This window comes from Pseudomonas sp. MMS21 TM103 (genome assembly GCF_022132145.1).
Taxonomy (GTDB): domain Bacteria; phylum Pseudomonadota; class Gammaproteobacteria; order Pseudomonadales; family Pseudomonadaceae; genus Aquipseudomonas.
This window is the reverse complement of the sequence record NZ_JAJISP010000001.1, coordinates 438,459-459,258: the sequence shown is the minus strand read 5'-3', so window position 1 is coordinate 459,258 and position 20,800 is coordinate 438,459. Positions and strand designations below refer to the sequence as shown.

The following is a 20,800-nucleotide window of genomic DNA, read 5'->3' as shown; positions in this document are numbered from 1 at the left end:
TTGGGGGTAGGTTGATGGAGCTTGTGTGGGCTACTGAGGATTTGGTGATTGCCGGTCGTCCTTATCCAGGCTTTCCGATCCTGCTTTGGGACACGCTCGACAGTTGCGTCCCCGCCAATGAATTCTTTCGCCACTACCTGTTGCGTGGAGCTATTGGGTCACGGAAGTCATGGCCAAGCACGGGGCGTGCGCTGTACGACTTTTTCAGTTTCCTCCAAGCGCATGACCTTGACTGGCGCGACGTGGACCGTGGCGAGGCCAAGAGTGTCGTAGCGGCCTACCGGGACTACTGCCTGGTGGAGTGCAAGTTTGCCCCATCAACAACCCGTCAACGGCTGCACTATGTGTGCAAGTTCTACGAGTATGCACAGCAGCAGGGATGGGTGAGCAGACTGCCGTTTGGCTATGAGGAACGGACGGTCAAACGCGCTCCCGGCTTCCTTGCCCACGTCGATGCCAGCGGCGGCAAGGCTATGGTGAACGACATCATGCCGCGCAAGCATCGGGCGCTGCCGAAGTTTCTGAGCATGGATGAGATCAAGGCGCTGCTGGCGACGCAGGAAAATCCGCATCACCGAATGATGATTCGGCTCGGGCTTCAGACTGGACTGCGCCGGGAGGAAATCGCCTCTTTCCCGCTTGCCTACATCTTCGATCCGGATAAAGCCGGTAGGCACGAGCGCAACATCCGGATTCACCTCGATCCACACGATGGCCATGGTATGCGCACCAAGGGCAGCAAGCCGCGCGACATCTACATCAGTCGCCGCTTCCTTGCCGATTTGCATCGCTACGTAGTGCAGGTTCGCGGTGAGCGGGCCTCATTGAGCCGCACCCGTACCAATCACGAGCCGCTGTTCCTGAACCAGTTTGGTGAGCCCTTCGCCGATGATGGCAAGCGCATCGCGCGCATCGTCCGGGAAATCGGCAAGCGGGCCGGTATCAGGGTCCATACCCACATGCTGCGCCACACCTACGCCACCCATACCCTGGTCACGCTCCAGCGCAACCGCGGCAGCGTGGATCCGCTGGTGTTCGTGCAGCGGCAGCTCGGTCATAGCTCCATTCAGACAACGATGGTGTACCTGCACCTAGTCAACGAACTGGCCGACGACGCGGTTCTGGCCTACGACGATGAGTTGAACGAAGGGTTGGGATCGGTCTGATGGGCAAACGTAAGGTATTCAACAGGACCGACCTCAGCGTCCCGCAGGTCGAGCACAACCGCGACTCGGCGGGTCGTGTCGTCGTTCTCCCCGAGGCGATTCCGCCGGCCAAGACTACGGTCGCCTTCGGGCGCAATGCCACGCGCTCCCGGGGCTTCGACTTCGCACCCTGGTACGGCACGGGCATCGATTCGATCACCTACGCTTGCCAGCGGCAGATTGAGCGCTTCCTGGCCCGGCAGGACGGCGGGCTCGAGGCCAGTTCCGTAGCGAGCATCTGTAAAGGTGGTTTACGTCACTTCCTCAACTACATAGTGCTGCGCGCAACCGCGCTCAGGCGCGGGCTGACCCTGGACGACATTGATCGCGCCGTAATTGACGGGTTTCTTGGCCACCTCGCCGGACTGGGCATCACCACCCCTAGTCAGAGGAGCCACTACACCAGCACGAAGTCCGTCCTTCACGCGTTGGGCCGGCGTGGGCTGATTTCGTTGGTCACCACGGGGGACGATGCGACTTTCCCACGAAACCCGTTCCCAAACAGAGGCAAGCATAAGGGCGAAACGCCGCTGCCGAAGCGTCAGCGGCAGGCGTTCACCACCGCGCTCAGGCAAGCGGTCATGCCGATCTGGCACGACGACGCCCCGGTAACCGGCGAGTTGTTGGCTTATGCCCTGCTGACCGTAGCGCTGCACACCGGGCGCAATTCCACGCCGCTGCTGGAGATGGAGCGCGATTGCCTGCGCGCCCACCCCAAGGATAACAGCGTATTCCTGGTCCTTTGGAAGCGCCGCGGGCACACCAGCCACAAGGTGGCGCTGCGCGCCGAGAGCGCTGCTGCACACCTGTTGGAGTCCACGCCAACCGTCAAGACCAATGTCGAGCGCCTGATCCGGCGCGTCCTTGCCCACAGCGAACCGCTGCGCGCGGAGGCCCCGGACGACCTCAAGGAGCGTGTGTGGCTGTATCGCGTGCACCGCGGCCCAGGCCTCGGCAGGGTCAATGCACTGACTGACGGGACGTTGAAGCTGGCGATCAAGAAACTCGTGGCCGACCACGGGCTCACCGATATCGACGGCCAGCCGCTGCGCATCAACGTCTCTCGCCTACGCAAAACGTTCGCCAACCGAATTTTCGAGTTGCTAGCGGGCGACCTGGCGACCACGGCATTCGCGCTTGGCAACACGCCGCAGGTGGCCGGGAGAAATTATCTGGCACCTAGCGGTGACGCGAGGCGCAACTGGCAGTTCATGGGCGAGATACTGGTTCAAGAGTTACTGACCCGCAGCATCGGCGCGACCTACCAGACGACCCCAATGGGGCGCTGTGGCGACCCGGTAAACGGCCAGTACGCACCGAAACGTGAAGGGGCAGCGTGTTTCTCGTTCCTCAACTGTCTGCGCTGCAAGCATTACGCGGTGACGGGGGAAGATCTGCACCGCCTATTCAGCTTCTACTTCCGTGTATTCGCGGAGCGCACGCGCATGGACAAGCGGCGTTGGGCGCAGGAATACGCGCACATTCCTCGATTGATTGACGACTACATCGTGGCCGAGGGGCTGCGGCGCGGGACTTTCAAGCCGGCGGCCGTCGAAGCCGCCCGCGAGCGTGCGCGCCGCGAGCCGCACCCGTTCTGGTCGTCCGATGTGGTGGAGAAGCTGGAGATCTTTGCATGAGCGACAACAACGTGGTCACGCTGCCTTGGGCGAACATCGAGTCACAGCCGGGGGAAGTACGCGAGCTACCCGAGAGCGACCGCGACGCACTCATCGTGAGCGCCATCCAGGTCGATGGGCACTGGGTCATCCTCAGCCGCTATGGCGACGACATTTGGCAACTGGACGGCTTTACCAGCAACGTGCCAGACAACTTGCGGCACCAGGACTTCAGCCGCGTGCCCTGTGCGTTTAAGGAGGTGATGAAGGCCCTGCTGTACCGCTACCTGCGGCGCGGCCGCGCGGGGCATAAGCGGCCCAGAGCGAGCACTTTGCGCAATTTTTTTGAGAATGCGCTGCCCTTCCTACGGCATCTAAACGCGCTCAAGCTCGGTCATTTCGGCGCGGTGACCCCCATGGTCTGCGCGAACTACGTTGCCGAGTGTCGGGCGTACCGGCAGACGCGCCGAAGCCAGGGTAAACCGCTGTCTCAGAGCGCCCTTGAGCGTCGCTTCATGGCGGTCGAGGCGCTTCATGAGTTGAGCCAGTACACCCACGACCCAGTCCCTCAGCATCCCTGGCCTGATACCTCGGCGAATGCGATGGCCGGCAGCGGCACAGCTCGCAAGCAGGGCGGCAAAACGCCGCTGATGCCGGATGAGGTGTTCTGCACCCTGTTCGAGAGAGCCTATGAGCAGGTTCAGCACGGCAAGGCCCTGCTCGATCTACGCGATGCCCTCGATGCCGTCGCAGCAGAACGGAGAAGGCAGGTTACCAGAACAGTCATAGAGGCTAAAAACCGCCACCTCGCCGCTTTTGGCTGGGAAGGCGGCCTGGGGGCATTTAATCAGGCGATCCTTGATCTACGAACCGCCTGCTACATCGTGCTGGCCAGCACCTCCGGTTGCCGCAACCACGAACTGGCCAACGTCCAGTCGGGCGCGCACCACCGCACCGAGGACGATGAGGGAACGATCTATCACTGGATGCGTTCCAGGTCGGATAAGACCGACACCGGGGTCCACGACTGGATGATCCCCGAGGTCGCCGTGCGCGTGTTGCGCCTGATGGAGCGCTGGGCCGAGCCGTATCAGGCTATGATCGCCGCCGAGATCGCCGAGCGGCGAAGGGTCAACCCGCGCGACCCAGAAATCGCCAAGGCGCATAAGCATCACCATGCGCTCTTTCTCGGGGTGAGCCCTGCAAAGGGCAATCAGGTTCGCACCCTGTCGGGCATCGCATGGAACAATGCCCTCAAGGCGTTCGCGCAGGGCGGTGGGCTGGACTGGAACCTCGCCAGCCATCAGTTCCGCCGCAAATTCGCCAACTACGCGGCGCACAGCCAGTTCGGCGACCTGCGCTACCTGCGCGAGCACTACGCGCACTGGTCCATGGACATGACGCTGGGCTACGCCATGGACCAGGACTGGGGCCAGCACCTCGACATCGAGTTGTACAACGACATCCAGGCAGAACTCGAAGACATCAAGTTCGGCGTCGTTGACACCTGGATGGGGGACGAACCGTTGGCCGGCGGCTACGGTCGCTCGATCAAACGCTGGCGGCGCGATCCGGCAAACCTCGCCATCTTCAAGAGCCATGCATCGATGGTGACCTCAATTGCCGAGAGCACCGCGATCCGCAGCAATGGCCACGCCTGGTGTACCGCCAGCAACGACGGTTACGTCGGCAACACATTAGAGCGGACTCGCTGCGGCGACTGTCAAAATGCCGTGATTGGGCGCAGCCACATTGGCATATACCAGCGTCTTTACGACAACCTGAAGGGGTTGCAGGATTGCAACGACATTGGTGACGGTGGCCGCCAGCGAGTCTTGCGCGACCTGGAGCGCTGCCGTGACGTGCTCGGGCAGCTTGGATACACCCCGGAGACGAATGTAGTATGACGACCAAACGCAAGCCCTCGGACGCCCGCGAGCGGGATTTGCAACTCGCGCTCGCCCGCATCCAGCGTGGTCGGGCACATACTGGGGAAACCAAGGTCACTATCGCCGCTGTGGCGCGCGAGGCGGGCGTTTCGACGGCGCTGATCCACAACCACTACCCCATAATCGCCGAGGCGATCCGCGATGCTCAGGGGCGCTCCAGTCGCGCCCAACGCGATGTGAAGCACCAGGATCTCCGCGCGGAGCGTGAGAAGAATCGCGCGCTTCGCCAGGAGATCGAGGAGCTGCGCGCCAAGGTCGCCAGCCTAGCCTCCATCAACGAGGTTTTGATAGCCGAGAACCGAGTTCTAAAGGCAAAGCAGAGCGACTCCAAGGTGGTTGATCTGGCCGCGTGCATATTCTGACGTAATCCCGATAGCAGTCATTCTCTAAACCCGCTACTGATAATGCTCAAATGGCACCGTCAATTATGCGCTGTCCGCCGGCCGGGATCGGCCAGAGGATAGCGGCTCACGTCGCCGGCTCGAAGCTATTACAGACCGCACAGGTGCGCCCATGCTACTGCTCCCCATAGAAATGTTTAACGAACGAGGGACGGAAACTTTGGTGGCAGGCTAGGCAGCTTTGCTGTGTTTTGGCGAAGGCCACGATGACTGCTTGGCCGTCACTCCGCTTAGCAGCTTCACCCATGGCAGTCGCGGCATCATGCACCCTTCCATCAAAGCCTCGAAACTTTCCGACTTCTGTTCCAAGCCAGGCGAGGATGCGCATCTTTTCCGAAATAGGTGGCTCGGCATGCTTGGCAATTCTTGGTGCCAACTCGGCAACCAATGACCAATCTTCTTTGGAGATCGCGCCCGTGACGGCTTGCATATCATGGTCAAGTCTTTTCATTATGGTCCGAAGCTCCATTGGCTTTGCCGTCTCTACGGACTGCGCACCAAGTGACGTGGCGGAGGTTGCCAAAATCACGGAAAGCGAGACGGCGAAGAACGATCCTAGTTTTAAGGGCTGACTCACGAGTTTCTCCGTTGATGTTGTTGATGAAGACTTTGGGTCTGACGAACGGTTGCTATGTTCGTGCAAGAAGCATTCAGGCTTGGGAAGCTCGATGTCTTCGTACGCAAGGCGCTACGTTGACAACTCGCGCATGGTGGAGAGGCGCGAAATCCTTGAGATGTTCATCGCCCATTCGCTAAACAATCCAGCCAACGCAGCGCTTAGCCGTCCTCGAGCACCGTGGCGAGCCAGCTGACTTGCTGCTGCACAGCCATGGACTCGCCCCAGCCACCCCCAAGGGCCTTGTACAGCGCCACCAATTGCACGGCGGCGTTGGTATGCGCCCGCGCGGCTGCGGTTTCGGCCTCGTGCAGGCTGCGCTGGACTGCCAGCAGTTCGACCAGGGCGATGTCGCCCGCGGCGTAGCGGGCCTTGGCGTGGCCGTAGCTCACGCGCGCGGCATCCAGTGCCATGCCGCGGCGCTCCAGTGTGTCCAGCCCGCCGTGATAGTCGCCCAGCGCGCGCTCGGCATCGCCCAGCGCCGCCAGCACCGCCTGCTCGTAGGCCAGCGCAGCCTGCCGCTCGGCCGCCTCGCGTGCCCGAATTTCGGCTCGCACGCGGCCACCGTCGAACAGGCGCCAGGAAATCAGCGGCAGGATGGAAAAACGCGAGCTGGATGCATCGAACCAATTGCCCGTACTGAGCGCCTGGAACCCGCCGCCGACACCGATGGAGAGTTTGGGGAACAACTCGGCTGTGGCCACGCCGATGTCGGCAGAACTCGCTGCCAGGCGACGTTCCGCAGCCAGCACGTCAGGGCGTCGGCGCAGCATATCTGCGCGCTCGCCCACCGGCAGCGCCCGCAGCGTGCTCGGCGTCAAGGGGCCATCAAGCAGTGCCAGCTCCCGCTCCGGCGGTGTGCCCAACAGCACGCCCAGGCTGAGCACCGCGGCGCGCTGACGCGCCTGGATATCCGGGATAAGCGCGTTGACTGCTGTCCATTGGGCGTACGCCGCCTCCACGTCGGCGGCCGACGCGTCGCCCAGCGCATGCCGCAGGCGCACCAATTCCAAGGTCTGCTGCAGCGTATCCAGCGTGGCCTGTTGTGTGTGCAACTCGTAGCGGGCGCCGGCGGCGGTGAACCAGGTGCGCGCGACCTCGGCCACGATGCGCATGCGTACGCCCTGTGCCTCGGCTTCGGTCGCCTCCAGGCGGGCGCTGGCGCCTTCCATAGCGCGCCGCTTGGCCCCGAACAAATCGGCTTCCCAGGCCGCGTCGAAGCCCGCATCGTAGATGGTCTGCGTGGCGTCAAGACCGGGAATGGAGCCGATGGGCAAGGGGCCGTTCTCGCTTTGACGGCGCCGGTTGACGCTCGCGCCAGCGCCGACGGTGGGCAATGCCTCGCCGGCCACGCGATCGCGCAGGGCGCGTGCCTCATCGATGCGTGCCGCAGCCTGGCGCAGATCCAGGTTCTGTGCCAGCGCCGTGGCCATCAGGCGGTCGAGGATCGGATCGTCCAGTGCAGACCACCAGTGGCTCAAGTCTGCGGACTGGGATTCGCTTGCCAACGGCAAGGTCCAGCCGCTGCCGACGTCGACCGGCGGCGGCTCGCGATAGTCGGGGCCCACGGTCGCACAGGCAGTCAGCAGCACGCAGGACAGGGCCAGCGCGAGCGGGCGCACGCGCCCAGGGGTCAGGCCGGTGACGGTTGCGCGAAGAAAGGGAGTGCGGGTCTTGGATTTCATTGCAGGCGTCCTCGGACGAATACGGTGGCCATCGTCAGCGTGGCAAGGGCGATGACCGCCAGCGGCCACAGGCTGGCGAGAATGTCACCGGGCGGCATGGCCTTGAGAAAGCTGCCTTCGACGATGATGAGGAAGTGGGTTAGCGGAATGGCCTGGGCCAGCCATTGCAGGACGACAGGCATGTTTTCCACAGGCGTCGCAAAGCCGGACATCAGCACCGCCGGCACGCCGATGGCGAACGCACCCAGGATGGCCTGCTGCTGGGTCATGCTGACCGCGGAAATCATCAGGCCGATGCCGACCACCGACAGGATGAACAGCACCAGGCTGGCGAGCAGAAGTGCAAACGAGCCAGTAAACGGGATGCCGAACAGGAATACGCCTGCGCTGATCATGAACAGGCCCAGCACGGTGCCAATTGCGAGTGCCGGCAGTGATTTGGAAATGATGATTTCCGGCGTCGAAGTGGGCGACACCAGCAATTGGTCGAAGGTGCCGAGTTCACGTTCGCGTGCAATCGACAGCGAGGTGATCAAGAGCGCGCTGAACAGGGCCAGGATGCCGGCGAGCCCGGGCACGATGAACCAGCGGTAGACCAGGTTCGGGTTGAACCAGTGACGCACGACCACGGGCGTTGGTGCTTGGGCGTCGGGCACGACCTCGGCGCCGACCTCGGCGGCGATGGTGGAAAGATAGGCCACGGTGATCTGGCCCGAGTTGCTGCGCCGACCGTCGACCAGCACCTGCGCGCGGCCGCTATCGCCGGCAGCAATCGAGCGCGAGAAATCCACCGGGATGGCGAGCGCGGCGATCACCTCGCCCCGGTCGATCAGCTCGTGCAGGTGCCGTTGACTATCCACGTGCCGCACGCGGGCGATGAATTTTGCGCTGTCCAGACGCTGCACCAGTTCGTGCGACCAGCGCCCCGCATCCTGGTTGTAGACGGCGATATCGACGTTGCGCACTTCCAGCGTCGCGGCAAAGGCGAAGATCAGCAACTGCAGGATGGGCGGCACGAACACGACCATGCGGCTGCGCGGGTCGCGCAGGACGCTGAACACTTCCTTGATGAACTGGGCGCGCAGGCGGGTGAACGAGAATGCGGAAGTCAACATCGTTTCACTCCAGGTTCTTGCGCGTGGCGCGCTTGGCGATCATGAAGAACAGCGCCCCGATTGCCGCCATTGCCGCCAGGTTTGGCAGGAATACCGCCCAGATGTCACCGACCAGGAACACGGTCTTCAGCGAGTCGACGAAGTAGCGGGCCGGAACCAGCAGGGTGATGGCCCGGATCGGTGCGGGCATGGCATCGATTTCGTACAGGAAGCCCGACAACATGAAGGCCGGCAGGAAGCCCGTGAACAGCGCGATCTGCGCCGCGAGGAACTGGTTGCGCGCCAGCGTCGAGATCAGCAGACCCTGACCCAGAGCCGGCACCATGAACACCGCCGACAGGAGCAGCAGGGCCGGCAAGGAGCCGCGCATCGGGACGCCGAATACGAACACGGCCAGAGCCGCCGCGCCCAGCGTAGATAGCATGCCGAGCACGAAGTACGGCAGCAGCTTGCCGATCAGGATTTCGGCCACCGAGGCGGGAGTGGACAGCACTGCCTCCATGGTGCCGCGCTCCCACTCGCGCGCCACCACCAGCGCGGTGAGCATGGTGCCGATGATGGTCATGACGATAGCGATGGCGCCGGGGATCAACGCGCGGCGGCTCTCAAGCTCGGGGTTGAACCAGTAGCGCGGCTCCAGCACGATGGACTGCGCCGGTGCTGCAACGTCCAGCCCGGCACGCCAGGACTGCACCACGCCGCGGGCGTAATTTTCGACATAATTGGCCGTATTGGGGTAAGAGCCATCGGTGATGATCTGTACCAGCGGCTCGCTGCCACGCTGGGCCAGACGCTGCTCGAAATCCTGCGGAATCACCACGTAGCCGCGCAGGTCGCCGGAGACCAGCTTATCGGCCACTTCGCGCCGGTCATGAACGAAGTGCGTGTTCAGGAAGCGGGTGCCCGAAAACGCTGCGGCCAGCGACTGTGCCGATGCGCCGGGCGACTCCAGGACCACGCCAACACGGACATCCTTCGCATCCAACGACACCGCATAGGCGAACAGCAGCAGCAATACCACCGGCAGCACGAACGCGATCAGCAGCGTCGAGGGGTCGCGTAGCGCCTGGTAGCTTTCCTTGGTGACCAGGGCCATCAGGCGCCGCAGATCAAAACGGCGCAAGTCGGTCTGCTGTGGTCCACTCCCGCCTTTGTGCTTTGTGGCGCCGTTCATGTGGCGGCCTCCATCTCGCGGTCTGCCGACTCCACCAAGTGAATGAAGGCGTCCTCCATGGTCGGGTCGGGCCGTTCGGGGTTGATCGCCAAACGTTTGAGCGCGTCGGGCGTATCCAGCGCTATCAACTGTGCCTGTGAGAGCAGCGCCACGCGGTCGCAGTATTCGGCCTCGTCCATGAAGTGGGTGGTGACCATGATGGTCACGCCCTTGCGGGCCAGGCCGTTGATGTGGGTCCAGAATTCGCGCCGGGTGATGGGATCTACCCCTGAAGTGGGTTCGTCCAGAAACAGCACCGGGGGCCTGTGCATGAGCGAGCAGGCTAATGCCAGGCGCTGCTTGTGCCCCAGCGGCAGGGAATCGGGCGTGGCGGACAGCCAGTCACCCAGATCGAAGGTTTCGATCATCTCGGCGATGCGCTCGCGCCGCGTGCTCCCGTCCAGCTGGTACACCCCGGCCGAGAACTCCAGGTTCTGCTGCACCGACAGCAGTCCATAAAGCGAAAATTTCTGTGCCATGTAGCCGAGCTGGCTCTTGGCTGCGCCGGTGGCGCGGCGCAGATCGTGACCCACCACATGCGCTTCGCCAGCAGTGGGTTTCAGCAGGCCGCACAGCATCTTGAAGGTGGTGGACTTGCCGGCGCCGTTGGGACCGAGCAGACCGAAGATTTCGCCCTTTTGCACCTCGAAGCTGACGTTGTCGGTAGCGGTGAATTCGCCGAAGCGCTTGGTGAGATTGCGGCACGACACGGCAATGTCGGAACCCAGCTCAACCGGCGGCAGACGCTCGGCCAGCGTCGAAGTGCCGCCGGGGCCGCCACCGAGCAGATCGATGAAGGCGTCTTCGAAGCGCGCAGGCACCTGTGCCAGCCGCACTTGTGCCTGATTCGCCAGCGACTGGATCTCCCGGGATTGTGCACCGTCGCGCAGCACCAAGCGCACGCCGGCGCCTTGAATGACGCCATCGCTGACACTGGGCAGATCGAGTGCCTGGGTCAGGACCGCTCGGCGCTCGGCACCAACGTCTTCTAGCCGGAAGCTGCGGCCTTCGAGCTGCGCGGTCAGTGCTTGCGGCGGACCATCGAACAGGAGCTGTCCCTGGTTCAGCAACAGCACGCTCTCGCAACGCTCGGCCTCGTCGAGATAGGCGGTGGACCAGACCACGGCCATACCTTCATCGGTCAGCGCCTGCACCATGCGCCACAAGTCCTGGCGGCTGACCGGGTCGACACCCACGCCGGGCTCGTCCAGCAGCAGCACCTTGGGCCGCGCCATGAGCGCACAGGCAAGGCCCAGCTTCTGCTTCATACCGCCGGAGAGCTTGCCGGCGAGGCGCTTGGTGAAGGGCCCGAGCCGCGTGAAATCGAGCAGTTCGGCAAACAGGTCGGCATTGCGGTCTGCATCCATGCCGCGCAACTGCGCATACAGGCGCATGTTCTCCATCACCGACAAGTCTTCATACAGACCAAAGCGCTGCGGCATGTAGCCGCTGGCGACGTGAATGGCATCGTTGTCCTTGACCACGTCAAAGCCGGCCAGGGTGACGCGGCCGGCGTTAGGCACCAGGAGGCCGGTCAGAATCCGCATCAGCGTCGTCTTGCCGGCCCCGTCGGGGCCGACCAGACCCGTCAGCCGCCCATAGTAGATGCGCGCGCTCAAGCCCCGCAGGGCCTTTACGTCGCCGAAATGCTTGTCCACGTTTTCGATGACGACGGCAGCGTTTTCGCCCGCACCAGCAGGCATGGCGGTGATGGCAGGGCTTGTCTGCATTTCAACGCTCCCCCGGGATATTGGTGCCGGCTTTCGCATCGACCTCGATCGTCACCGGCATACCCTGGCGCAAGGCCCCGTCGCTATCGGCTTCGTCGATGACGATGCGCAGGCGGTACACCAGATCCGTGCGCAAATCCGTCGTCTCGACCGTCTTGGGTGTGAATTCGGCGCGTGGCGAGATGAAGCCAATCTGGCCGCGATAGAGCTTCTCAGATGAATCGCTTTTGACGCGCACCACAGTTCCGGGGGCGATGCGCCCCAAGTCCGACTCGCCCACGTAGGCGCGCACGTAAACCGGCTTGTCCAGGCTCAGGCTGTAGACCGCGCTCTGGCTTCCAACCATGCTGCCGGGCTCACGCACTCGTGCGATGACGGTTCCGCTACTGGGCGCCATCAACTCGGTGTCCGCCAGGGCTGTCGTGGCTTGCGCTGCGGCAGCCTGCGCGGCCGCGAGGCGAGCCTCCGCCGCGGCGATGTCTTCCTTGCGGAAGCCTTCGGCTGCTTGCGACAGGGCCGCCTTGGCTGCTTCGACGCCAGCGGCTGCCTGGTCTCGTGCCGTGCGGGCGGCGTCGACCGTACGCTGGCTGCTGGCGCCCGATGCCAGTAGGCCATTCTGGCGCTGGAAATTACGCTCGGTCTCGGTGGCGAGCGCCTGTGCCTGCCTGAGAGCCCCGCGCGCCTGGGTGATTTCCTGCGGCCGCAGACCACGGCGCAGCTTGGCCAGTTCCGCCTGTGCAACCTGCACCTGGGCTTGCGCCGCCGCAAGGGCTTCCCGATAGGGTTGCGCATCAAGCGCCGCCATGCGTTCGCCGGCGCGTATGGCATCGCCCTCATCGAAAGCCATTTCAGTCACGCGCCCAGGCTGGCGGAAGGCCAGTTGCACCTCGCGGATGTCAACGTTGCCGTACAAGCGCAGCTGACTGTCATCAGTACCTGCGCGCTGCATCCAGAAGAAGAAGCCGGAACCACTTGCAATCGCGACGATGGCGGCAACGACGAGGGTACGTTTGGCTTTGTTGGAAAGGCCATTGATCTTCATTGCCCGGCCTCCGAGTGGCGGACACCACGGCGGTAGATGGCGAACACCCCAGGCGCGTCACGGCGGATGCGCGCCACATCGCCCGCCAGCAACGACTGCATCACCAGCCCTTGAATTGTGCCGATGAATAAGACGACGGCCGCGTCCACATCCAGTTCTGAATGCAGCTCGCCTCGCGCCTTGCCGGCTTCGAGCAGTCGACGCAACCGCTCGCCATATTGGCGGGTCAATGTCTGTACCATTTTCTTGGGTAGGGACTCTCCCGGTCGCTGCAATTCCCCGAAGAGCATCCTCGGCACACCCGGGTGTTCGGCCACGAAGTCAATGTGCGTCTTGAAGATCGCCTCAAGGGCTGCGAGCGGTGACGTAGCGCCTTCTGCGGCCTTGTCCACCCGAGCCAGCAGGCGTTCCGTGACCCAGGACATCACCGCCTGCAGGATGGCGTCCTTATTCGGGAAGTGACGAAACAGTGCGCCCTGGGTTAGCCCCATGCGCTGCGCGATGGCAGTGGTTGTGATGTCGTTGGGATTCTGTTCGGCAGCCAGGTCGACGACTGCCTCGATGGTGGCCACACGCCGCTCATCGGCTGGTAGATGCTTAGGGTGTCCGCTCATCACTTGCGCTTCCAGAAGTAAGTAATCAATTACTAACTTATCACAACACAGGCACGCCGCAAGAGGAAACGCTCGAAAAGGAGATCACGATGAGCCGCAGAATACCTATCGGGCGGCTGGCAATGGCTGTCGCTATGCACGGTCAGGCCTGGTCTGCTCAGTCTGGCGTCGCGCTCGGCTGAAATCGGCCCGCAGCATGTGGTATGCCGGAATAGAACCGCAGCGCGTTCCTGGCGACACGTGAAGCACCCAAGCAACATTCAGGACGCCGTGAAAAGGGGGGCAGATTAGATTATTCAGTTAATGAATTGGCTGCTTCTGGCCGGTTTCTGCCTGCCGCGGCCGGCAGCTCCGGGTCGATTGCTGTCCGTCATGGCCGGCTGCTTTGCGTCGACTGCTGCCGATGAAGGAAGCAGCATTTCGAGTAGCGCAATGCAGATCCTTGCCATTGGCTGGATTCAGTAGAATACGGACCTCGAAAAATCTATAAATAGTTACAAACAGTAAAGCATTGAATTGTAAGAATAAAATCAATACTAACGGTTAGTAAGGGTCCGGATGAGTTGCAGTCGATCAGAGCAATGGTTGGCTCATGCATGGCAGGGTTGAAAGTGGACATTGGCTTTCACCACGCCCCAGGCCACCAGCTCATCCCCTTCCATGATGTAGCGCGGCGGGTACTTGGGGTTCTCTGACCGCAGCACGTACTGGTCATCCTGTTGGGTAAGCCGCTTCACGAAGGTTTCCCCGTTCAAGTCAGCCACGACGATCCGGCCTATCTTCTTCGTGATGGCCCTGCTCACTATCAAGATGTCCTCATCGAATATACCAACGCCGGTCATGCTGTCGCCGGTCACGCGCACCAGGTACGTATGCGGTGCATCGATATCTAGCAGCTCATCCAGGGAAAGCTTCTGCTCCATGTGATCCAGCGCAGGACTGGGGAAGCCAGCAGGAATGCGGGACGAATAAAAAGACAGCTCCGTGGTCGAGATACCTATGGGGCCGAGGATGATTGCGTTACCCATGCGATGCTGCCTAAATTTAATACTGTATATGGGTACAGTATTCGCCATTTGAGCAGCGGTCAAACGAGAGTGACGGGAGGATGTATGTGCGGACGCTTTGTGCAGGCAGCGGCACCTGGTGCCTACGTGAAACCACTCAGCCTGCAGGGCGAGCTGTTCGGAGAGGTCAGCGATACCCCGATCGAGCGCTACAACGTTGCGCCGAGTACCGGCGTATGGGTGCTGACAAGTGAGGAAGGCGGCGCCAGGTCACAGACACTGCGCTGGGGATGGGAACCGCATTGGGCAAAAGGTGGGAAGCCTCCGGCGATAAACGCCAGGGCTGAAACACTATGGACCAGTAAGTTTTGGGCGGCGGCAAGGCACCATCGGCTTATAGTGCCGGCCGACGGCTGGTATGAATGGGTGGCGGCCGAGGGCAAGCAGCCCTACTTCATCCATGCTGCTGACAAGGCGCCACTGTACTTCGCTGCTGTCGGCCTGTTCCCCACGCAGACCCGAGCTGAGCAGCATGATGACGGCTTTGCCATCGTGACAGGCGCTGCAAGCGGAGGCCTATTAGATATTCACGACCGTTGCCCACTTGCTCTGTCAACAGCTGTTGCGCCGGAGTGGCTGGATAACGCCACCCCGGCAGAACGGATTGAAGAGGTCGTGGCGCTGGCCGGCCTGCCAGCAGATGCGTTCACTTGGTTTCGCGTGGACAGGTCCGTGGGCAATGTGAAGAACCAGGGCCAAGCCCTTATTGCTGCAATTGTTTGAACGAAGCGACTGTGCTTGGCGCACTCCACTTGAACAAACATTCTGGGCACCTATGGGGCGCGACGCCCTGGATCATCAACTCGTCCCCTTCCAGAGCGTAGCGCGGAGCATTGTCCGAGTGCTCGAATTTCCGGGTGTAGCTGCCATGAGTTTTTCCAGGTATATGTTTCTGAACACCGGATCAGGTCTTCTTTTGAAGCTGTGAAACCGGCTGCTCCAACTTCGATTGCGTTAGCCCGTGCATATCCGCATTGGCTTGCCAGATCAAAAACCTGCGATACATATCTCGAACAGCAGCTGACAGCTTCTGATTGTTCTCTGTCAGTTCCTCAATGCGCTCGTTGGCTGCCTGAATATCGCTAATCCAGCCCGGCTTCAGCTTCTGAGCCTTCAATGCCGCCTTGCAGTTCTTCATCGCTAAATCCACGGCAGGTAGATTCATCAGGGACTGGCGAGCACGACTGATACCCAGTTTTTCCTTGCAGGCCTCAACGAGCAAAGGCCAGGTCAGCTTCGGCTCTGACCATTCCTCAATTAGCTTAATGATGCGTTTCTCATCCTTTGGCGTTAAATGCCCCATCGTTAACCCTCGATCTCATCCAGCAAGGCCAAGGCGTCATCCAACGATGGCAACGCCTCTTGCGCCTGATTTTTTTCAATGACTTTGACTTCGATCAGCCCCAACATAGCCGCGGCGTTCTTGGTCAGCGTCCAACCGTTATCGGCGTTCCACACAATGGCACCGTTTTCGAGTTCGGGGTTTTCCAGTGTTTGGATGAGCAACTCGCACTTAAAGAGCTTCTCACCCAGTTTTTTGGCCGACTCCGATGCCCCAAACACACCACGAGACTGCGCATCCATGGCTTTATCTAGGCGGTGTTTAAGGTCGTCGCGTTCTTCCATGAGGTTGCCCAGCTTCACGTCATCTCCTTTGACGCAACCGAGCCGCCCACAGTCTAAGCAGGCGCCCATTTTCGGGCATGGCTCGGATGCGAAGTTATGCACACATACGCCGAGATGGGTTTGATGGATAATGCGGTCCCGCTCACCCTCGTGCAGTTCCCTCACCTCAACCAGGTTCAGCGGCTGATTGGTTTTGACCTTGTCCAGACGCTGAGCAGCGGTGCTGTGCTTCGTTTTGGGGTGGTAAGCCGCAACCCTTTGGGTGCGATCCTCGATGGCTTCATGGTTGTAGACCGATCCCATCGTCGTGCGACCGGAGAAGGCATCAATCAGGAGTTGCGACAGACCGGCCTGGTGCATCCGCGTGTTCAATTCGTGCCGAAACGCATGCGTGCTGACCTTGAGACCTAAGTAGCCATAGCGCTGGAACAGGTCTTTCCTGCTCGGTTCGCTCGAACCGCCTAATTGCACATTCATTCGGGCAGTGTTCGCCGCGATTTCCACGCCAAACCTGTGTGTCGCAGCAGTGCCAGCTGAGTCTTCAGCCAGTGCTCCCGTGCGCACGGTGAACAACGCCTCACGGTACTTCACCCGAGCTTTGCCCTCCGTGTAAGGCGTGGTGTATGGAAAATCCTTCGGGAGATACTTTTCACGCAACAGCACATTGAGTTTGCGCAGCGTGATCACACACAGGTCGTCAAATTCATACCCCTGGATTCCTGTCTTGTTCTTAACATATATGCGTTTCCCTGCGCTGGAATCCCACCCTTCACGGATCTCGGCCAAGAGGGCTCGGGCGGCGGGGCTGAGCGCCTTTCTCTTCTCTAGGCATTTCAGGAGCGTGTTATTGAATGTGGCTCGCGGTCCGATGCCTTCACTAACGGTGAGTTTCAGTGCGGCACAGGCTTCGGCGTATGTGAGCGGTTCATCAGGCCCTCTGGGTGGCAGTCCTTCATGGGGCGGAAACTCATCGGGATGGTCTTCCAGCCAGGCGGCGTAAGCCCGCGCCTCATCGGTGATCGGTTTCAGTAACGTGAGGACCCGCTCGACGACCGGCTCCATCTCAGGCGAAACGACGGGCTTCAGCATGACCTGGTTCATCTTTTCCGCGTACCAGCGCAGGAACATGCGCCGATTGCCCTTGGTATCCTCTTTGAATACTAGGCAATCCAATTCAATATCCGCCAATTCACCCACGCGACTGGGTGCACTCAGCAACAGCGCACAGGCAGATGTCACAACGATATCGAGGGGGCGGGTCAATTTGTTGTTGAACACTTCCCCGAGGGCTTTGATCGCTTCAGGGTTGGGGAGCTTCTGTTCTCGATCCGTTTTTTGCTGCTTGAGCGTGCCACGCGGCCTCAGCGTCAGCGGAGAGGTCCACTGGAAATCCGACTTGAGCAGTCTTTTTGCCCGCATCAACGTAATGACGCCCTCAAGTGCCCGGCCGTAAGCGTATGCGGCGTTGCCTTTTGTACAGTGAAGGTTCAGGTAATCGCACGCTTTATTACAGGCTGCGGCTGACACCCGCGTCACATCCCGAGTGCCAGTCAACTCGAACAGGGCGACTTCCAGCGCCTTCAGGGCATTCAGCAAGCCGCTAATTGACTTTTTCTGCAAATACACTCGCCGGTACACCGCCATGGCTTTGGCAAACGCCATGAAGGATGCCTGCATCTCCTTTGTGGCCGTTCTGGTTGATCCCAGCGCCGTGAAGGCGCAGTTCTGGACGCCATGCGGGTGCCAACTGCTGTCTTCCCAGCGAATACTCGCGTGCACTCGATTGGGAATGCCTATGGGCAGGGTCTGTTTTGCCCATTCGATAAACGCCGCGAGTTGAGCCTCCGCATCCAGATGGCTCTTGGGCTTAAAATCAACAATGTTGTTCGTCGGTTCAGAATCAAACGCTTCGGTCATTCTTCTGTCCTCCTTGAGTCCGATGAACGGAGCATGGCCTCACAATCCAGAATCACCTTGCGGCAGGCCAGAATGGCCCGATCCCAGAGCACACCGGTCGTTTTATCTATGGCAATGGTTTGCGCCCGACGACGTTCCAATCGCTCAAGGATCGCGCGGTGATTGGCGTACAGAAGGGGTTGGAATTTTCCGCATGCGTAACAGGTGTACGGCGCATCGAGATGGCAGGCGGCACTGGCACCGCACACTGCCACATCCTCGATTTGTCGATCCGCTCGATCCCCGTTTTTCGCTGAGGTGCGATCCGTGACGATGATCCCTGTGAACGCATTCACAACCAAGGCCAGATGGTCGCTCATCTTCGCGTCTATCAACGCCAGCAACTCCGCCGAAACAGCGCGATACTTTCGCACTGTCTGAGTATTGTTGTGCATCAATGCGCGGGCCATCGTCCACTCATTCAGCCCCGCATTGGAAAGGTCCGTGCCGAGGGTGTGCCTGAACCGGTGCCCCCGCGTCACTTTCAGCGGCTGATGGGTGCGAGGCGAAATCGGAAAGCCCTCCATCCGCTCGATGCACTCAAGCCAACGCTTGATCGTGCTTGATCCGATATGAAAGGTCGGCTGCGGCGCGTCTTCGAGGGCTTTTTGAAGGGGGCTATCGAGCAAAACAGGGGGATTCACCCGCTCCCAAGCTACTGCTTCATCATCATCCAGCTTCTTACGAAAGAGGGGCACATTCTCAATGGCTGCATTCCAGTCGGCACCGTCTGGATACGTTTGCCAGAGTTGCGCCAGAACCATTGCCTTGTAGGCCTGCACGGTGTTGTAGAGATCCTCATCCAGACTGAATGTTTCGGCCTTTGCTCGCCAACCAGCCTCGTCATCATTTTGCTTTGCCCAATGAAACCTGATCTTGCAGCCCTGATCGCTCTTCGTGAAATCACCAAAAACCATCATTCGCACCTGAGCGCCACGCTGCCCGTAAATCATCAACATGCGCAGGTAAAGGTACGGCTCGAAATCTAACTGCCCGTGACAAAACTGCTCATGTATCCATTGATGCAGCGCGTCCTGCTCCACCTGCGTGAACGGGCCTTGTTCGGGGTCCAGGCTGAGGATCACACTGCTGCTGGAACGCTTTTTCCTGGGCAGTGCTTGGTAGGCATCGAACAGGGGTTGCGACGGGCGCTGTTCGAGGGATTCGCAGTCGTGCCAAAACGCCATGAAAGCGGCAATGGCACTAAACTCACCAGGTTGAAAGCGCTCCCGCAGAGCGATCAGGTGATCCTCGTTGAGCGGGTCAATACCGTCCTGAGCAGCCCGCGACAACACACTGCTGGCTTTAGCAACCGTGCCCGCTGCCATATCGGCCATTCGGTACGCCAGGGCGGCGTGCAACCAGGGCTGCCAATTCGGCGAGACGCAGGCAATAGCCGCTTTCCAGTTGACTGAATGACTAGCCGATTTATCCGGTTTCCACATCGGTTCGGCGGGTGTGAACATCTCCCCACATTTCGCCAGGCGAGGCGTGTTCAGCCATGCATCGAGGCTGTCCTTCGTGGGTGCCTGAAGTGCTTCGACGGCGATGTTCACTCTGAGCCTCCTTGTGTCGCCTCGGCGTTCTGACGGATGGCCTTAAACCGCTCGGCCCGTTTCTGTATCGCTTTGTCTGCCTCTTCCTTCCAGAATTTCGCGCCGTAGCGGCCGGGCATGTCCGAATCGGGACTCCAGCCGAACATGTATGTCAGGATCTTTTGAACTTGCGTGGTGCGATCCTCCGGCGTGAGCGCTGCCAGTTCCTCACGCATGCTTTCCAGCATCGTGTAGACCGCGTCATGCCTCAGAATATGCGGGTGCACATGAGCCAGTTCCGGTGCTATTTCTCGGACCCTGGGCAGAACGCCATCCACTGCTTTGATGGTCAGAGGTCCGCCCTCATTTCGCTTGTGCGCCACCAGCAAAAACGGATGGCTTCTCGCTTGCGATGCGCCGCTACGGGGCTTTCTGTTGCGATATTTCGATTCGTACTCAGTGATTGCGTCATACAGGTCGTCAGTCATCACCAGCATGCGCTCGTGGGTTTTGAATTGCGGGGCCATCGTTCGTGGATCGAGGCTCTCATCCTCCAGGTTGACCACCGCTAGTTGACGACTGTGCCAGTGAATATCGCTGGTCTTGATCAGCAGCATCTCGGAGCGTCGCAGCCCCATGTCGAGACCCAGCAGCAAAATGATGTAGTTACGCAGCCTGATGGCTTCATCTGAAAAGGGGTTCTCGGCGCTATCCGGATGCATTATTTCCAGCAAGCGAGTTCGCTCCTGACTCGTAAGCCCCTTCATTTCGTCCGTTCGCGTTTTTTTCCACGCAGGGCTGGCCGCTTTGATCTTGCGGTTGATGCGCTTCTTCACATCGTCAACCGCCTCATATCGTGTTGAGTGATCACCCAACTTGTCATAGAGGAAGGACAGGTAGTCGCGTACCGCCTCGATTCGCTGCCGCGCATGGACTTTGCCAACGGAGATGTAGGCAGTCGGAAGCAAACGCATCCCCGCATACTTCATTGCCAAGGTTTCCTTGCTAAACCCCGCGTCCGACACAAATCTGGAAAGCTCACTGTCTGTCAGGTATTGGCTGGCAGGGCGCTGTTCGATGCGAGAAATCAGATCAATAGAGGAAAAAGCTAGAAACTGCTCAAGCACAACCAGATGCTCAAGGTACTTCTTTGTTGTTTCCAGTGCTTTGCCCGAGTGCTCCATGGTCATGTAGAGGTTGGGGTAGTAAACCGGGATGTAGTCTTGCACCAGCAGCTTTCTACGAGCACCATTCACCACCTGCTCTATGACCTGGAGACCCATATTGCTCCCTCATAAAAAATAACTTTTTTAAGTATAGTCAGGAACAAGTTAAGGTCAACGCAAAACCTAACGTTTTGCCTTCCAGAATTTAAGCACTTGTCGCTACCATAAAGCACTGAAAACACAGGATTAAAGGCGAGTAAAACC

At 60.4% G+C, this 20,800-nt stretch carries 17 protein-coding genes; 5 read left to right on the top strand and 12 right to left on the bottom strand.

What is annotated here, in order from left to right; all coding sequences use genetic code 11:
• Positions 1-14: 14 nt before the first annotated feature.
• The 4 genes from LJY18_RS02155 to LJY18_RS02140 are packed head-to-tail and all read left to right on the top strand — an operon-like array spanning position 15 to position 5,132.
• Positions 15-1,166: a tyrosine-type recombinase/integrase gene (locus LJY18_RS02155; protein ID WP_238040084.1), complete on the top strand. Its 1,152-nt coding sequence runs from the start codon at positions 15-17 to the stop codon at positions 1,164-1,166.
• On the top strand, positions 1,166-2,842 hold the full coding sequence (locus tag LJY18_RS02150) for a hypothetical protein (protein ID WP_238040083.1): 1,677 nt from the start codon (positions 1,166-1,168) through the stop codon (positions 2,840-2,842). Before LJY18_RS02155 ends, LJY18_RS02150 begins: the two co-directional genes overlap by 1 nt.
• The gene (locus LJY18_RS02145; protein ID WP_238040082.1) at positions 2,839-4,728 is read left to right on the top strand and encodes an integrase; all 1,890 of its coding nucleotides are present in this window, start codon (positions 2,839-2,841) and stop codon (positions 4,726-4,728) included. The genes LJY18_RS02150 and LJY18_RS02145 overlap by 4 nt, the downstream gene beginning before the upstream one ends.
• Complete coding sequence (locus LJY18_RS02140) at positions 4,725-5,132, top strand: TetR family transcriptional regulator (RefSeq protein ID WP_102617800.1); 408 nt, start codon at positions 4,725-4,727, stop codon at positions 5,130-5,132. The genes LJY18_RS02145 and LJY18_RS02140 overlap by 4 nt, the downstream gene beginning before the upstream one ends.
• Positions 5,133-5,286: 154 nt before the next feature.
• On the opposite strand, the gene LJY18_RS02135 is transcribed toward LJY18_RS02140, so the two are convergent.
• The 8 genes from LJY18_RS02135 to LJY18_RS02100 form a co-directional block, all read right to left on the bottom strand.
• Complete coding sequence (locus LJY18_RS02135; protein WP_238040081.1) at positions 5,287-5,748, bottom strand: cytochrome c; 462 nt, start codon at positions 5,746-5,748, stop codon at positions 5,287-5,289.
• A gap of 200 nt (positions 5,749-5,948) precedes the next feature.
• Complete coding sequence (locus LJY18_RS02130; protein ID WP_238040080.1) at positions 5,949-7,472, bottom strand: efflux transporter outer membrane subunit; 1,524 nt, start codon at positions 7,470-7,472, stop codon at positions 5,949-5,951.
• Complete coding sequence (locus LJY18_RS02125; protein ID WP_102617802.1) at positions 7,469-8,587, bottom strand: ABC transporter permease; 1,119 nt, start codon at positions 8,585-8,587, stop codon at positions 7,469-7,471. Before LJY18_RS02125 ends, LJY18_RS02130 begins: the two co-directional genes overlap by 4 nt.
• Positions 8,588-8,591: 4 nt before the next feature.
• Positions 8,592-9,761, bottom strand: coding sequence for an ABC transporter permease (locus LJY18_RS02120; protein ID WP_238040079.1), 1,170 nt, complete (start codon positions 9,759-9,761; stop codon positions 8,592-8,594).
• Positions 9,758-11,530 carry an ATP-binding cassette domain-containing protein gene (locus LJY18_RS02115; protein ID WP_238040078.1) on the bottom strand — a complete coding sequence of 591 codons (1,773 nt, stop codon included), beginning with the start codon at positions 11,528-11,530 and terminating at the stop codon, positions 9,758-9,760. Before LJY18_RS02115 ends, LJY18_RS02120 begins: the two co-directional genes overlap by 4 nt.
• 1 nt (position 11,531) lies before the next feature.
• Positions 11,532-12,572, bottom strand: a complete 1,041-nt coding sequence (gene hlyD, locus LJY18_RS02110; protein WP_238040077.1) for a secretion protein HlyD — start codon at positions 12,570-12,572, stop codon at positions 11,532-11,534.
• Entirely contained in the window at positions 12,569-13,144 is a 576-nt protein-coding gene (locus LJY18_RS02105) for a TetR/AcrR family transcriptional regulator (RefSeq protein WP_442964465.1), read from the bottom strand. Before LJY18_RS02105 ends, hlyD begins: the two co-directional genes overlap by 4 nt.
• A 632-nt stretch (positions 13,145-13,776) precedes the next feature.
• Complete coding sequence (locus tag LJY18_RS02100) at positions 13,777-14,214, bottom strand: LexA family protein (protein ID WP_238040075.1); 438 nt, start codon at positions 14,212-14,214, stop codon at positions 13,777-13,779.
• A 3-nt stretch (positions 14,215-14,217) separates the two neighbouring features.
• On the opposite strand from LJY18_RS02100, the gene LJY18_RS02095 reads away from it, so the two are divergent.
• Positions 14,218-14,976: an SOS response-associated peptidase gene (locus tag LJY18_RS02095; RefSeq protein WP_330872710.1), complete on the top strand. Its 759-nt coding sequence runs from the start codon at positions 14,218-14,220 to the stop codon at positions 14,974-14,976.
• A gap of 181 nt (positions 14,977-15,157) precedes the next feature.
• On the opposite strand, the gene LJY18_RS02090 is transcribed toward LJY18_RS02095, so the two are convergent.
• From LJY18_RS02090 to LJY18_RS02075, 4 genes are read right to left on the bottom strand one after another with little or no spacing between them, the layout of a single operon-like run.
• Positions 15,158-15,556 (bottom strand): hypothetical protein, encoded by a 399-nt coding sequence (locus tag LJY18_RS02090; protein WP_238040073.1) that lies wholly within the window; start codon positions 15,554-15,556, stop codon positions 15,158-15,160.
• A 2-nt stretch (positions 15,557-15,558) separates the two neighbouring features.
• Entirely contained in the window at positions 15,559-17,796 is a 2,238-nt protein-coding gene (locus LJY18_RS02085) for a hypothetical protein (protein ID WP_238040072.1), read from the bottom strand.
• On the bottom strand, positions 17,793-19,391 hold the full coding sequence (locus tag LJY18_RS02080; protein ID WP_238040071.1) for a tyrosine-type recombinase/integrase: 1,599 nt from the start codon (positions 19,389-19,391) through the stop codon (positions 17,793-17,795). The genes LJY18_RS02085 and LJY18_RS02080 overlap by 4 nt, the downstream gene beginning before the upstream one ends.
• Positions 19,388-20,653, bottom strand: coding sequence for a site-specific integrase (locus LJY18_RS02075; protein WP_238040070.1), 1,266 nt, complete (start codon positions 20,651-20,653; stop codon positions 19,388-19,390). The genes LJY18_RS02080 and LJY18_RS02075 overlap by 4 nt, the downstream gene beginning before the upstream one ends.
• Positions 20,654-20,800 lie beyond the last annotated feature (147 nt).